The sequence below is a fragment of the Bradyrhizobium sp. Unk1 genome (assembly GCF_059512345.1).
This window is the reverse complement of record NZ_JCAMOP010000001.1, coordinates 357,025-370,140: the sequence shown is the minus strand read 5'-3', so window position 1 is coordinate 370,140 and position 13,116 is coordinate 357,025. Positions and strand designations below refer to the sequence as shown.

13 protein-coding genes are annotated in these 13,116 nt (G+C 63.4%); 8 read left to right on the top strand and 5 right to left on the bottom strand.

The features are described from left to right. Nucleotides 1-91: 91 nt before the first annotated feature. Entirely contained in the window at nt 92-310 is a 219-nt protein-coding gene (locus tag AC5ZFO_RS01545; protein ID WP_063984492.1) for a hypothetical protein, read from the top strand. A 110-nt stretch (nt 311-420) separates the two neighbouring features. Then, nucleotides 421-1,479 carry a YeiH family protein gene (locus AC5ZFO_RS01540; RefSeq protein ID WP_282518677.1) on the top strand — a complete coding sequence of 353 codons (1,059 nt, stop codon included), beginning with the start codon at nt 421-423 and terminating at the stop codon, nt 1,477-1,479. Nucleotides 1,480-1,684: 205 nt separating this feature from the next. On the opposite strand, the gene AC5ZFO_RS01535 is transcribed toward AC5ZFO_RS01540, so the two are convergent. The 5 genes from AC5ZFO_RS01535 to AC5ZFO_RS01515 all read right to left on the bottom strand — a co-directional run bounded on the left by AC5ZFO_RS01535 (nt 1,685) and on the right by AC5ZFO_RS01515 (nt 6,297). Further along, the gene (locus tag AC5ZFO_RS01535; protein ID WP_282518676.1) at nt 1,685-2,557 is read right to left on the bottom strand and encodes an ABC transporter ATP-binding protein; all 873 of its coding nucleotides are present in this window, start codon (nt 2,555-2,557) and stop codon (nt 1,685-1,687) included. Next, nucleotides 2,554-3,465 (bottom strand): ABC transporter permease, encoded by a 912-nt coding sequence (locus AC5ZFO_RS01530; protein ID WP_282518675.1) that lies wholly within the window; start codon nt 3,463-3,465, stop codon nt 2,554-2,556. The genes AC5ZFO_RS01535 and AC5ZFO_RS01530 overlap by 4 nt, the downstream gene beginning before the upstream one ends. After that, on the bottom strand, nt 3,462-4,883 hold the full coding sequence (locus tag AC5ZFO_RS01525; RefSeq protein ID WP_282518674.1) for an ABC transporter substrate-binding protein: 1,422 nt from the start codon (nt 4,881-4,883) through the stop codon (nt 3,462-3,464). Before AC5ZFO_RS01525 ends, AC5ZFO_RS01530 begins: the two co-directional genes overlap by 4 nt. A gap of 165 nt (nt 4,884-5,048) precedes the next feature. Continuing rightward, nucleotides 5,049-5,822: a Crp/Fnr family transcriptional regulator gene (locus AC5ZFO_RS01520; protein WP_282518672.1), complete on the bottom strand. Its 774-nt coding sequence runs from the start codon at nt 5,820-5,822 to the stop codon at nt 5,049-5,051. A gap of 178 nt (nt 5,823-6,000) precedes the next feature. Next, the gene (locus tag AC5ZFO_RS01515; protein ID WP_282518963.1) at nt 6,001-6,297 is read right to left on the bottom strand and encodes a gamma-butyrobetaine hydroxylase-like domain-containing protein; all 297 of its coding nucleotides are present in this window, start codon (nt 6,295-6,297) and stop codon (nt 6,001-6,003) included. Between the two features lie 207 nt (nt 6,298-6,504). Between AC5ZFO_RS01515 and AC5ZFO_RS01510 the strand changes: the two genes are divergently transcribed. The 6 genes from AC5ZFO_RS01510 to ytfQ all read left to right on the top strand — a co-directional run bounded on the left by AC5ZFO_RS01510 (nt 6,505) and on the right by ytfQ (nt 13,095). Continuing rightward, on the top strand, nt 6,505-7,278 hold the full coding sequence (locus AC5ZFO_RS01510) for a ferredoxin--NADP reductase (protein ID WP_282518671.1): 774 nt from the start codon (nt 6,505-6,507) through the stop codon (nt 7,276-7,278). Nucleotides 7,279-7,378: 100 nt separating this feature from the next. After that, entirely contained in the window at nt 7,379-9,121 is a 1,743-nt protein-coding gene (locus tag AC5ZFO_RS01505) for a fumarate reductase/succinate dehydrogenase flavoprotein subunit (RefSeq protein ID WP_282518670.1), read from the top strand. A gap of 30 nt (nt 9,122-9,151) precedes the next feature. Continuing rightward, nucleotides 9,152-9,385 carry a 4Fe-4S dicluster domain-containing protein gene (locus AC5ZFO_RS01500; protein ID WP_008141081.1) on the top strand — a complete coding sequence of 78 codons (234 nt, stop codon included), beginning with the start codon at nt 9,152-9,154 and terminating at the stop codon, nt 9,383-9,385. Between the two features lie 2 nt (nt 9,386-9,387). After that, complete coding sequence (locus AC5ZFO_RS01495; protein WP_282518669.1) at nt 9,388-10,365, top strand: HEAT repeat domain-containing protein; 978 nt, start codon at nt 9,388-9,390, stop codon at nt 10,363-10,365. Between the two features lie 132 nt (nt 10,366-10,497). Then, nucleotides 10,498-11,670 carry a fumarylacetoacetate hydrolase family protein gene (locus AC5ZFO_RS01490; RefSeq protein WP_282518668.1) on the top strand — a complete coding sequence of 391 codons (1,173 nt, stop codon included), beginning with the start codon at nt 10,498-10,500 and terminating at the stop codon, nt 11,668-11,670. A gap of 459 nt (nt 11,671-12,129) precedes the next feature. Further along, entirely contained in the window at nt 12,130-13,095 is a 966-nt protein-coding gene (gene ytfQ / locus AC5ZFO_RS01485) for a galactofuranose ABC transporter, galactofuranose-binding protein YtfQ (protein ID WP_282518667.1), read from the top strand. Nucleotides 13,096-13,116: the final 21 nt, after the last annotated feature.

Genomic DNA, 13,116 nt, shown 5'->3' with positions numbered 1-13,116 from the left:
CCGTCGAGGGCCAAAAACGCCAATCGCTTCCATTGCCGTTTGGGGCCGAAACGACGACATTCCATTCAGAATTTGATGGATCGGCGTAGCCATGGAACGCACTGGATTTGAGCCCTTCGGCGAGCAGCTGGTGTCCGCAACGGACACCCAGCCGCGATCGCGCGCGTCAAAGCTCCTGCTGCGGGCCGGCACCACGGTGTTCTGGTCGCTGGTCGCGGGCATCGTGCTGGCGCGTGCGGCCTTCTTTGAGCCGGGCGTCTATGACAGCTTCAGCCGTGTCGCCTCGCTCGCCAAAAGCCTGATCTTCTGAACCGATTATTCCGGGCTGAGCATAGAACTTCCCTCGGCCCTGATATGCCGAAAACTTATTCCCCAATCGGCGAGCACTGCGTATAAATATTTCTCCTCTGGGAGAGATTTGTGTCGCAGAATCAAGCATCCAACCCGGCCGACGCCAAGCCAACCACTGTCGTGAGCCGTATCGCGGCGCTGATTCCGGGAATCCTCCTGTGTATCGCCGTCGCCGGTATCTCGGCCTTGCTCGAGCGGGCCGAGCTGGGTGTCTTCGAGCACCCCTATGTCGAAGCGCTGGTGATGGCGATCCTGCTCGGGATGGCGCTGCGCAGCTTCTGGAAACCGGCGCCGCGCTGGCAGGCCGGCATCGCCTTCAGCGCCAAGCAGCTGCTCGAAGTTGCGGTCATGCTGCTGGGGGCCTCGATCAGTTTCGCCGCCATTGCGGCTTCCGGCGTGGCGCTGCTGGCATCGATCGCCGCGGTCGTCGTGATCGCGCTCTGCGTCTCCTTCGGCCTCAGTCGCATGCTGGGCCTGTCGACGCGGCTCTCGATCCTGATCGCCTGCGGCAATTCCATCTGCGGCAATTCCGCGATCGCCGCCGTGGCGCCGATCATCGGTGCCAACAACGACGAGATCGCGTCCTCGATTTCCTTTACGGCGATCCTCGGCGTGATGATGGTCCTCGGCCTGCCGCTGCTGATTCCGCTGCTGCAATTGTCGGCCACGCAATATGGCATTCTCGCAGGCCTCACCGTCTACGCGGTGCCGCAAGTGCTTGCGGCAACGGTCCCGGCCGGGCTCGTCTCGACGCAGATCGGCACGTTGGTGAAGCTGATGCGCGTGTTGATGCTCGGGCCGGTCGTGGTCGGCCTGTCGCTCGCGGCCTCGCGCTGGCAGGCCGAAGCCAAGAAAACCAATGTCGGCTTCTTCCGCCTGGTCCCCTGGTTCATCCTCGGCTTCCTTGCGCTGGCGACCCTGCGCTCGCTGGAGATCGTGCCAGGCACGGTGGTGGCTCCGATAACGCGGATCACGGGTTTCCTCACCGTCGTGTCGATGGCCGCGCTGGGCCTCGGCGTCGACGTGAAGGTGCTCGCCAATGTCGGCGGCCGGGTGACGGCCGCGGTGACACTGTCGCTGATGCTGCTGCTCGGCATCAGCATCGTGCTGGTGCACTGGTTCAAGTGAGAGCGCGCTTACCCTCCCCTGGAGGGGGAGGGTCGATCGCGCGCAGCGCGAGCGGGGTGGGGTGATCTCTCCACTCGGGCACTGTCGGAGGCGGAGAGACCGTCACCCCACCCCGACTCACATTTTCGCTGCGCTCAATGTGAGCCGACCCTCCCCCTCCAGGGGAGGGTAAGAGGATCGCTCACGCCGAGAGTGTTTGCCGAGTCTAAATCACATCCGCTAGCGAATGCCCATGCAGCTCGATGTTCAGCCCCTGCATGCCCATGTCGCTGATCTCGCCGCCCATCGCCTTCAGGCTCTCCTCGCGGATCAGTGACATCAGCCCGCGGCGGAGCGCCAGGAACTCCGACGACATCATCATCGCCTGCTGCCGCGGTCGCTCCAGCGGGATCGGGATCTCCGCCTTGATCGAGCCGGGGCGGGCCGTCATGCAATAGACGCGGTCGGAGAGGAAGATGGCTTCATCGATGTCGTGGGTGACGAACAGCACCGAGATCTTCAGCCGTTGCCACATGTTGGTGAGGATCTGCTGCATGATCACGCGCGTCTGCGCGTCGAGCGCACCAAAGGGCTCGTCGAGCAGCAGCACCTTAGGGCCCGTGGCGAGCGCGCGGACGATGCCCACGCGCTGCTTCATGCCGCCGGAGAGTTTGTCCGGATAATGCTTTTCGAAGGCCTCGAGCCCGGCAAGCCCGAGCAGCGTGCGGGCGGCGCGTTCGCGCTGGGAGCGCGGCATGCCGCGCATCTTCAGGCCGAACTCGACGTTCTCCCGCACCGTCTTCCACGGAAACAGCGAATATTGTTGAAACACCATGCCGCGCTCGGCGCTGGGGCCGTTGACCCGCTCGCCGTCGACCGTGACGATGCCTGTGGTCGGCTTGAGGAACCCCGCAACCGCATTGAGCAGCGTCGACTTTCCGCAGCCGGAGGGCCCGACGATCGAGACGAACTCGCCGGGCTTCACATGAATCTGCGTGTCGGTGACGGCCTGCACCGGTCCCTCGATGCTCTCATAGCTGAGGGAGAAATTCCTGACCTCGATATGGCCCTGCGGTGCTTTGGTCAGGATTTCGTTCATTTCAGCCTCCACGGCATCACCAACTGCCCGGCGCCCCTGATGAGCAGGCTCGATCCAAGGCCGAGCACGCCGATCGCGATCATGCCGAGCGCGATGTCGGCATATTGGACCAGGGAATAGGCTTCCCAGGTGAAGTAGCCGATGCCGTATTGGCCCGAGATCATCTCGGCGGCGATCAGCGACACCCAGGCCACGCCCATGCCGACGGTGAGACCGGTGAAGATGTGCGGCAGCGAAGCTGGAAAATACACCTGGCGGAAGATCGACCGTTCTCGCGCGCCGAGACATTGCGCGGCGCGGACCAGCACGGGATCGACCAGCGACATGCCATGCAGCGTGTTGACCAGGATCGGGAAGAACGCGCCGAGGAAGGTGATGAAGACGATGCTCTGCTCGTTGGTCGGCCAAAGCATGATCGCCATAGGCACCCAGGCGATGGCCGGGATCGGCCGCAGCACCTCGGCGACCGGGAAGATGATCTCGTGCACCAGCTTGAAGCGGCCCATGATCAGGCCGAGCGGCACGCCGACCACCGCCGCGAGCGAGAAGCCGAACAAGATGCGCCGGCAGCTCAAGAGGATGTGCAGCAGGAATTTGGGATCGTGGATCGCCTTGGTGAAGCTGGCATAGACCGCCAGCGGCGAGGGCACGTTGGTGAAGCGCACGAAGAACACAACGCGATAGGTCGTGAGCAGGTGCCAGACCAGCAGGAAGGCCAGCAGCGATATGACGCCGATCGCCGTCGCGCGCAGCCCCGCCCGATTGAGCCGGTACCAGCGCAGCGCGAGCGTGCCGAAGGAAGGCGGTGTCGCGGGCGGGGAAGGGGCGGGCACGGGGCCCGCCTCGGCGATTGCTGTTGCTGCCGGCATGCTGTCCTCGGGATGTCTGACGAGGGCGGGACTGCTCACGTCTTGCCTCCGCCGACCGCCGCCTTCACCGCGTCATCGAAGCCGAGCACCTTGCCGCTGATCTTGGCGGCATGGGCTTCGGCGTCCTTCTTCAGCAGGAATGGCGCGACCTCGCCGTTGCCGATCGCGAAGAAGGCCTGGTCGGCGAACAGCTTGATGCCGCGCGTGGTGTCGAAGACGTAGGCGACGTTGATCTTCTTGCCCTTGGCCTTGTAGTCGGCATAGGCCCCTAACGTGCACGCTGCGGACGCGAACGGCAGGATGCCGGCTTCGTCGACCCAGACCTCGCCGGCCTTGCGCGGGTCGGTGATCGGCTTCTTGCAGAACGAGTCTTCGCCGGAGATTTCGTAGTTCTTCGTGCTGTCGAGCTGCGCGTCATAGTCGAGCTTCATCTCGGCATAGGCCTTGCGGATGTAGGAATCATCCACCCACTTCTTCGGATCGAACTCCTTCATGCGGCCGAGATTCTGCAACACCTTGACGTCGGTCGCGGCTGCATCGATCAGCGCCGGCTTCACCGTGGGATCGGTGGTCATGTTGCCGCTGGGACCGAGGAAGATATAGACGACTTCCTTGTTGATGCCGGTCCAATCCTGGATCTTTTCGGCCGCGAGCTTCGGATCGTCGCGCAGCCACTGGTTGGCGGCAATCAGCGCCTTGAAGTAGGCAACGACGACCTCAGGGTATTTCTCGGCGAAATCGGTGCGGACCACGATGCCGTGAAAGGTCGGCAGATTGGTCTCGACGCCGTCAAAAATCTTGCGCGCAAAGCCGCGGAAGGGCAGCAGCTCGGCGAAGGGAACGAAGTCGGCATGCGCGTCGATCTTCTTCTCCTGGAGATTGGTCGAACCGACCTCCGGGCTCTGGCTGACGAGCTGGAAGAAGTCGGAGGCGTAACCGCGGTCCTGCATTGCCTTCAGCACCATGCCGTGTGCAGCCGAGCCGAACGGAACGCTGACGAGCTTGCCCTTGAGATCGGCGAGATCGTAATAGGGCGAGTCCTTGTGGACGACGAGCCCGTTGCCGGAGCCGGACAGGCTGTAGGCGGCCACGCCGATCAGGCGGCTCTTGCTCTCCGGATTGCTCTCGAAGGTGAAGCCGTTCACGATCAGCGGATAGTCGCCCATCATGCCGATCTGGAGCTTGTTCGCCATCATCGCGTTGGTGACAGGCGGGCCGGAGGTGAAATTCTGCCACTCCAGCTCGAACTTGATGTTGGCGTATTTGCCGTCCTTCGGCAGATATTTCTCGAGGAGATGCAGCTGCCGGATGACGACGCCGGCGGTCACCGTGTTGGTCGTGGTGTCCTGCGTTCCGATGCCGAGGGTGACGGTTTCCGCCAGGGCCGGCTGCGCGAGCAGAAGCGCCAGCGAGGTCACCGACATCGCGATCGAGAGCGTGGGAAGATGGCGGACCATTCTCATCCTCATTCGGTTGGATGTGCTGTGGTTGCCATGATTGGGTGAGGGCGTGGGCAGGGCAAATCCGGAGTGCGCGCCGCAGTCGATTAGTTGCCGGGAAAAGCTGATTGCATACTCCTTGGGCAGTCCTGCACTATAAAGCCGCTTGCCTGTGCATCGGCGTTAGTCGGCGCCCTGGCCGCGCATCTCCTCGAGAGCGTCGGCCCGGCACACCACGATCTGCGAGCGCTTGGTGACGACGATTCCCTTCTCCTGCATCCGCTTCAGGCTGATCGTGACCCATTGCCTGGTAGCGCCGACCATGTGGGCGATGTCGGCATGAGTGAAGGCGGCCGCGATCACCCGGCCGTCGGCATCCTCGACGCCGTAGAGCTCGACCAGATGCAGCAGGAGATGCGCGAGGCGCTGGGTGATCGAGCGCGTTCCCAGCATCTGCGCCAGCGCCGAATAGCATTTGCCTTTGAAGGTGAGGCCTTCAATGAGGCCGATGGCGAGGTTCGGGATCTCCACGGCGAGTGACCGCAGTTCCTTTCCGGGGAGGTGCACGACGCTGCAATTGCTGGATGCGACGCCGGACCATTGATGCACGGTGCCCTCGAACACTTCGGGCCCGCCGACGAAATTACCGACATGCCAGTAGGCCAGCGTGATCTCGCGTCCGAGCGGGGAAGTGTAGAACACGCGGATGCGGCCGCTCTCGATCAGCCAGATGCCGTCATGCTTGCCGCCCTGGCTGAACAGCGTCTGGCCGCGGTTGAGCACCTTTCGCCGGCCCTGCTTCAGCACCAGCTCCCGCTCGCGCGGTGACAGCTTGTCCATCAGCGGCGGCGGTCCGCCGATCCATTGCTGGTTCTCGGTCAGCAGCAGCGAGGAGCCGCCGGCAGCCCGGACCGTTGCGGGAACCGTCCCGCGAACCACATTGGCCGCCTGCAACATCGTCTGCCTCCGGAACGTTCAAATCGTTCTAAAGAGGAGCAATGTCCGTGCCAATCACTGCGCCGTCATCGCCCGACTTGATCGGGCGATCCAGTATTCCAGAGACGTCAATGGGATACGGAGGGGCCGCGGCGTACTGGATTCCCCGCTTTCGCGGGGAATGACACCGAATACTGGGTCAGCGCCCCGCCAAGCTCAGCAAATACGGCTTCGGATAAATCCCCCTGTTATGCCCATCCGAAAACGAGATGTTCAGCCCGTAGCCGAGATCGCCGATCTCGGTGATGGCGATGCCGGGAAAGCGTTCAGGGAAGCGATCGTCGAAGCGGGCGCGGGTGCAGTGAGCGCATTTGCAGCAGAGACGGAGCTGCTCGGCGGCGATCCCGACCACATCGTCCTGCGTGGTCCGGACGACGAGCGTCGCGAGATCGGCGCTGGCTTCATAGTCGGCCACCGTCGGCGTCACCAAGGTCATGGTCATGACGAACCTCCAGCTTCGTTCTACGTCGGGCCGGACGCGAGCGAATAGCAACTAATTGCCAGCGCGGACACGTGGCCGTCTGCCTCCTCTTCGATCATCGCCCACCAAATGTGAAACTAATCGACCGGGAATATCACTTCCGAATTGCCGGACTCTGCTCTCTCCGAAACCTTGTGCGCCAACGATGGCTGAGGAGAGACCATGAGCGCATTTCAGAAGGAAACGGTTTTGTCGGTCCGGCACTGGACCGACTCCCTGTTCAGCTTCACGGCGACGCGCGATCCGGGCTTCCGATTCCAGAACGGCCAGTTCGCGATGATCGGCCTCGAAGTCGAAGGCAAACCGTTGATGCGCGCCTACAGCATGGCGAGCGCCAATCACGAAGAGGAACTCGAGTTCTTCTCGATCAAGGTACAGGACGGCCCGCTGACTTCGCGGCTGCAGAAGATCAGGGAAGGCGACATCATCCTGGTCGGCCGCAAGGCGACGGGCACGCTGATCACCGGCAATCTCATCCCGGGCAAGCGCCTGTTGCTGCTCTCGACCGGCACGGGCCTCGCGCCGTTCGCCAGCCTGATCAAGGACCCCGACGTCTATGAGAATTACGAGACCATCGTGCTCGCCCATGGCTGCCGCCAGGTTTCGGAACTCGCCTATGGCGAGCACCTCGTCGACGGCCTGCGCAATCACGAATTCTTCGGTCCGCTGATCCGCGACAAGCTCGTCTACTACCCGACCGTCACCCGCGAGCCGTTCCGGAACCGCGGCCGCATCACCGATCTGATCGCTTCGAACCAGTTGTTCGACGACATCGGGCTAACAGGTCTCGATATCGCGACCGACCGCATCATGCTGTGCGGCAGCCCGGCGATGCTCGAGGAACTCCCCGCGATGTTTGCCGCGCGCGGCTTTGTCGAGGGCAATCACAGCCAGCCCGGCCATTTCGTCATCGAAAAGGCCTTCGTCGAGCGCTGAGGCGCAAATCGCGTCCCGGCGACAACTAATTGCTATCGCCGGACGACCACCTGAATAAATCTGATGCGAAGGCGCCGAACCGGCGAACCAGGAGCAAGCGATGGCACTAGATGAGATCGTCGACGGACTTTCGGAGGTTTCCTGCGACGTGCTGGTGATCGGCGGCGGCACGGCCGGCCCGATGGCGGCGCTGAAGGCGAAGCTGAAGAACCCGAAGGCCAACGTCGTCCTGCTCGAAAAGGCCAACGTCAAGCGTTCCGGCGCGATCTCGATGGGCATGGACGGGCTGAACAACGCCGTCATCCCCGGCTATGCGACGCCGGAGCAGTACACCAAGGAAATCACCATTGCGAACGACGGCATCGTCGACCAGAAGGCCGTCTATAAATACGCGCAAAACTGCTACTCGATCATCGAGGAGCTCGATAGTTTCGGCATCCGTTTCCTGAAGAACGAGAACGGCGACTACGCCGTGAAGAAGGTGCACCATATCGGCACCTACGTCCTTCCGATGCCGAACGGCGAGACGGTCAAGAAAGCACTCTATCGCCAGCTTCGCCGCGCCCGCATCCTGATTTCCAACCGCTACATGGCGACGCGGCTGCTCAAATCGTCCGACGGCCGCATCGCCGGCGCGATCTCCGTCAACACTCGCACCGCCGAGATCCTGGTGATCAAGGCCAAGGCCGTGATCCTCTGCATGGGCGCCGCCGGCCGCCTCGGCCTTCCGACCTCCGGCTACATGTTCGGCACCTACGAGAACGCCGCCAATTCCGGCGACGGCTATGCCATGGCCTATCACGCCGGCGCCGCGCTCGCGAACCTCGAATGCTACCAGATCAATCCGCTGATCAAGGACTATAATGGCCCGGCTTGCGCCTATGTCGCGGGTCCCTTCGGTGCCTTCACCGCCAACAACGAGGGATCGCGCTTCATCGAATGTGACTACTGGTCCGGCCAGATGATGCTGGAGTTCTACAACGAACTGCTGTCAGGCAAGGGGCCGGTGTTCCTCCAGCTCAAGCATCTCCATCCCGACACCATCTCGGAGATCGAATCCACGCTGCACAAGGTGGAGCGTCCCACGCGCGGCCTGTTCCAGCAGGGGCGCGGGGTCGATTATCGCAGCGAGTCGATCGAGATGCACATCTCCGAGATCGGGTTCTGCTCCGGCCACAGCGCCTCCGGCGTGTTCGTCGACGACAATGCCCGCACCACCGTTCCCGGCCTCTACGCCGCCGGCGATATGGCGAGCGTGCCGCACAATTACATGCTCGGCGCCTTCACCAACGGCTCGGTTGCCGGCATCGATGCGATGGAGTTCGCCGACAACCACGACTTTGCGGAGTTCGATGCGGCCGATGTCGCCAGGGAGCGCGACCGCGTGCTGGCGCCAACGAAGCGCGAGGACGGCATTCCGCCGAACCAGGTCGAGTACAAGACCCGTCGCCTCGTCAACGACTATCTCCAGCCGCCGAAGGTCTCGCGCAAATATGAGCTCGGTATGCGCCGCCTCGCCGAGACGCGCGAGGATATGCAGGAGCACATGATTGCCCGTAACGCGCATGAATTGCTTCGTGCGCTCGAGGTGCAGTCGATCATGGATTGCGCCGACATGGCGGTGCACGCCTCGTTGTACCGCGAGGAGAGCCGCTGGGGCCTCTACCACTGGCGCACGGATTTCCCGGAGAAGGACAACGAGAACTGGTTCTGCCACACGCTGCTCTCCAAGCAGAACGGCAAGATGACCAGCGAGAAGCGCGCCGTGGAGCCCTATGTCGTGCCGATCGCCGACGACGAGAAGGATCTCTACGACAAGCAGCGCATCCGCGCCTCCGCCTGATCCACCGCACGATCGCAACAGGAGACAAAAATGCCTCTCGCGTCCTATCAGACATCGGTTCCGGTGGTCGTCGACGACGCCAAATGCATCGCCGACAAGGGCTGCACCGTCTGCGTCGACGTCTGTCCGCTCGACGTGCTCCGCATCAGCGACATGACCGGCAAGGCCTACATGGCCTACGACGAGTGCTGGTATTGCATGCCCTGCGAGGCCGATTGCCCGACCGGCGCCGTCACCGTCAACATTCCCTATCTGTTGAGGTGATCATGTCGAGCCCGTTCGAATCCTATGACGACCTCGAAGACGCCGACGAGCGGTTGCAAGCCGCCGATCCCGCCGAGCGCCGTGTCGCCATCATTGCGCTCGGTCACTCCGGTGATCCCGCAGCCGTCGCGCATCTCGCCAACATGGTCGCCGATCCCGATGCCGGCGTGCGCCAGCAGGTCGCGATGGCGCTCGGCGAGTTCGACGGGCCGGAGGCCGCGAGTGGGCTGGTCAAGCTGCTGGTCGATCCCGAAAGAATCGTGGCGGCGGCCGCGGCCGACAGCATGGCCGAGTTCAAGGATCCGGCCTGCGCCGAGATCATCCTGCCGCTGGTCAAGCACGCCCACGCCTTCGTTCGTATGGGCGCGTTGCGCGCGCTGAAGGAGCTGCGCTGCAAGGACACGCTGAAGCCGGCGCTGGAAGCGCTGCTGGATCAAGATGCGGCCGTTCGCGTGCAGGCGATCGGCGTGATCGGCTTCCTCAAGCTGGAGGAATCCATCCCCGCGCTGACCGCGCTGATCAACGATCCCGACGCCCATGTGCGCCGCGCCGCGGTGAGCGCGCTGGCGTTCTCGCAGATGAAACCCGCGGCCGAGACGATCACACGCGGGCTGAAGGATTCGGACTGGATGGTGCGCGAGATGGCCGCGGAGACGCTGGGCCTCAACGTCAACGGTTCGCTCGCGGCCGATCAGCTTGTCGCCTCGCTCGCCGACGAATTCTGGCAGGTGCGGCTGAAGGCGATCCGCAGCCTCGGCAAGATGAAGATCGAGCGCGCGGTACGCCCGATCGGCAATTGCATCAACCACGACCAGGCCAATTTGCGGAAGGAGGCGGCCGCCGCGCTCGGCGAGATCGCCCATCCCGACGGCGAGGCCTTCCTGGCCGTCATCGCCGACGATGCCGACCCTGACGTTCGCAAGAACGCGCGCTGGGCGCTCCAGCAGATCGCGGCGCGCAAAGCGCGAGCGGGCGCATAAAGGCCCGGGCAGGGACATAGCGGCTCTTCGCTGCCGGTCTGGACTTCCCCTGCCAGACGTTTATTGGTCTTCGCCAATGGGATCGGCTGCTATTTCAGCGTGGCCGATCCGAGAAAGAGCGAGGACGCGGCCATGACGACACTGTCTGTAAAAGATCTTCTCCCCGAGGATGGAACGAAGGGGACGCTGGTCGGCCGCGTCTGGCTGCCGCAGGCGAACGGCCCGGCCGTCGTCGCCGTCCGTGGAGACGGCGTCTTCGACGTCACCGCCAGCTTTCCGACTGTCAGCGCGCTCTGCGAGGAGGACAATCCGGCCAAGGCGCTCGCCGCGGTCAAGGGCGAGCGCATCGGCGATCTCGAAGCGATCGTGGCCAACACGGCGCCAGATGGGCGCGATCCGAAAAAGCCGTGGCTGCTCGCGCCCCTCGATCTCCAGACCCTGAAGGCCGCCGGCGTCACCTTCGCCATCTCGATGCTGGAGCGCGTCATCGAAGAGCGGGCCAAGGGCAATCCGGCCTCGGCCGAAGCGATCCGGAAAGAAGTGACGCGGCTGATCGGTGACGATCTGTCGAAGCTCAAGCCGGGCTCCGACCAGGCGATGCATTTGAAGCAGGTGCTGATCGATCAGAACGCCTGGAGCCAATATCTCGAAGTCGGCATCGGTCCGGATGCCGAGGTCTTCACCAAGGCGCCGACGCTGTCGTCAGTCGGCACCGGCATGGATGCCGGCCTGCATCCGAAATCGACCTGGAACAATCCCGAGCCCGAGCTGGTGCTGTTCGTCTCGAGCCGCGGCAAGATCGTCGGCGGCGCACTCGGCAACGACGTCAATCTGCGCGACTTCGAGGGGCGTTCGGCGCTGCTGTTGTCGAAGGCCAAGGACAACAATGCCTCCTGCGCGATCGGTCCGTTGCTGCGCCTGTTTGATGACAGCTTCACACTCGACGACGCGCGCAAGCTCGATATCAGCCTGAACGTGAAGGGGGCGGACGGCTTTGTTCTCGACGGCCATTCCTCGATCAGCATGATCAGCCGGGATCCCACTGATCTCGTCGAGCAGACGATCGGCAAGGTGCATCAATATCCCGATGGCTTCGTGCTGTTTCTCGGCACGATGTTCGCCCCCGTCAAGGATCGCGATGCGCCGGGGCAGGGCTTCACCCACAAGCGCGACGACATCGTCACGATCGCAGCGCCCCAGCTCGGCAAGCTCGTCAACCGCATGCGCACCAGCGACGAGTGCGAGCCCTGGACGTTTGGAATCGGCGCGCTGATGAAGAACCTCGCGCAACGGAAGCTGATCTAGCTCCGCTGCCCTTCGCCTCTCCCCGCACGCGGGGAGAAGCCGGATTGCATCGAAGATGCAGTCCGGGTGAGGCGGACTCTCCGCGAGTCGATTTGGTCGACCTACGCCGAACTCCATCCACAGCGTCATTGCGAGCGCAGCGAAGCAATCCAGAGTCCCACCCCGGACAGATTCTGGATTGCTTCGCTGCGCTCGCAATGACGTGGAGGAGAGGTCGCGAGCCGCATATGCTCCTTCATCTCCCCGTTGCATCCACGGAACAAAATCGCGCTGGGCGTGTCATTGAACCGTCCATCGCGCCAAATCGAAATTTCGCGCAAATAGTCAAATAATATGACTAGTCGGAACTCATCTTCCGTGAAATAGTCCCTCCCGCCGCCTCAAGGGCCGGCCTGCGGGTGCCATGCTACCGATCGGCGCCCGAGATAACACAAGATGACTTCTTGGGAGACACGCCTGATGACCCTCAAAGCCCTCTTTGCGGCCAGCGCCACGGCCGCGTTGCTGCTCGCGCTGCCGGCCAGCGCCGCCGAGCTCACCATCGGCTTCTCGCAGATCGGATCGGAATCCGGTTGGCGCGCGGCCGAGACATCGGTCTCCAAGCAGGAGGCCGCCAAGCGCAAGGTCAATCTCAAGATCGCCGACGCCCAGCAGAAGCAGGAGAACCAGATCAAGGCGATCCGCTCCTTCATCGCGCAGAACGTCGATGCGATCTTCCTTGCACCCGTGGTCTCGACCGGTTGGGACTCGGTGCTGAAGGAAGCCAAGGAGGCCAAGATCCCGGTCGTGCTGCTCGACCGCGACATCGATCCCTCCGGCAAGGAGCTCTATCTCACCGCCGTGACCTCCGACAGCGTGCATGAAGGCGAGGTTGCCGGCGACTGGCTGGCCAAGACCGTCGGGGCTAAGGCCTGCAACGTCGTCGAATTGCAGGGCACCGTCGGCGCCAGCGTCGCCGCCAACCGCAAGAAGGGCTTTGACACCGCCATCGCCAAGCATGCGAACCTCAAGGTGGTGCGCAGCCAGACCGGCGACTTCACCCGCGCCAAGGGCAAGGAGGTGATGGAGAGCTTCATCAAGGCCGAAGGCGGCGGCAAGTCGATCTGCGCCGTCTATGCGCACAATGACGACATGATGGTCGGCGCGATCCAGGCGATGAAGGAAGCCGGCCTCAAGCCCGGCAAGGAGATCCTCACCGTCTCGATCGACGCGGTCCCCGACATCTTCAAGGCGATGGCCGCCGGCGAAGCCAATGCCACCGTCGAGCTGACGCCGAACATGGCCGGCCCCGCGCTCGATGCCATCGCGGCCTTCAAGGCCAAGGGCACCGTTCCGCCCAAGTGGATCCAGACCGACTCCAAGCTCTATACCGCGGCCGACGATCCGCAGAAGGTCTACGACAGCAAGAAGGGCCTCGGTTACTGAGGCGTGCCGCACCGCCGGACC

Bases quoted from the DNA above. Each gene is read 5' to 3' on its own strand.
- AC5ZFO_RS01545 (WP_063984492.1), top strand. From the start codon at position 92: ATGGAACGCACTGGATTTGAGCCCTTCGGCGAGCAGCTGGTGTCCGCA.
- AC5ZFO_RS01535 (WP_282518676.1), bottom strand. From the start codon at position 2,557: ATGAACGAAATCCTGACCAAAGCACCGCAGGGCCATATCGAGGTCAGG.
- AC5ZFO_RS01525 (WP_282518674.1), bottom strand. From the start codon at position 4,883: ATGGTCCGCCATCTTCCCACGCTCTCGATCGCGATGTCGGTGACCTCG.
- AC5ZFO_RS01520 (WP_282518672.1), bottom strand. From the start codon at position 5,822: ATGTTGCAGGCGGCCAATGTGGTTCGCGGGACGGTTCCCGCAACGGTC.
- AC5ZFO_RS01515 (WP_282518963.1), bottom strand. From the start codon at position 6,297: ATGACCTTGGTGACGCCGACGGTGGCCGACTATGAAGCCAGCGCCGAT.
- AC5ZFO_RS01510 (WP_282518671.1), top strand. From the start codon at position 6,505: ATGAGCGCATTTCAGAAGGAAACGGTTTTGTCGGTCCGGCACTGGACC.
- AC5ZFO_RS01505 (WP_282518670.1), top strand. From the start codon at position 7,379: ATGGCACTAGATGAGATCGTCGACGGACTTTCGGAGGTTTCCTGCGAC.
- AC5ZFO_RS01500 (WP_008141081.1), top strand. From the start codon at position 9,152: ATGCCTCTCGCGTCCTATCAGACATCGGTTCCGGTGGTCGTCGACGAC.
- AC5ZFO_RS01495 (WP_282518669.1), top strand. From the start codon at position 9,388: ATGTCGAGCCCGTTCGAATCCTATGACGACCTCGAAGACGCCGACGAG.
- AC5ZFO_RS01490 (WP_282518668.1), top strand. From the start codon at position 10,498: ATGACGACACTGTCTGTAAAAGATCTTCTCCCCGAGGATGGAACGAAG.
- ytfQ (WP_282518667.1), top strand. From the start codon at position 12,130: ATGACCCTCAAAGCCCTCTTTGCGGCCAGCGCCACGGCCGCGTTGCTG.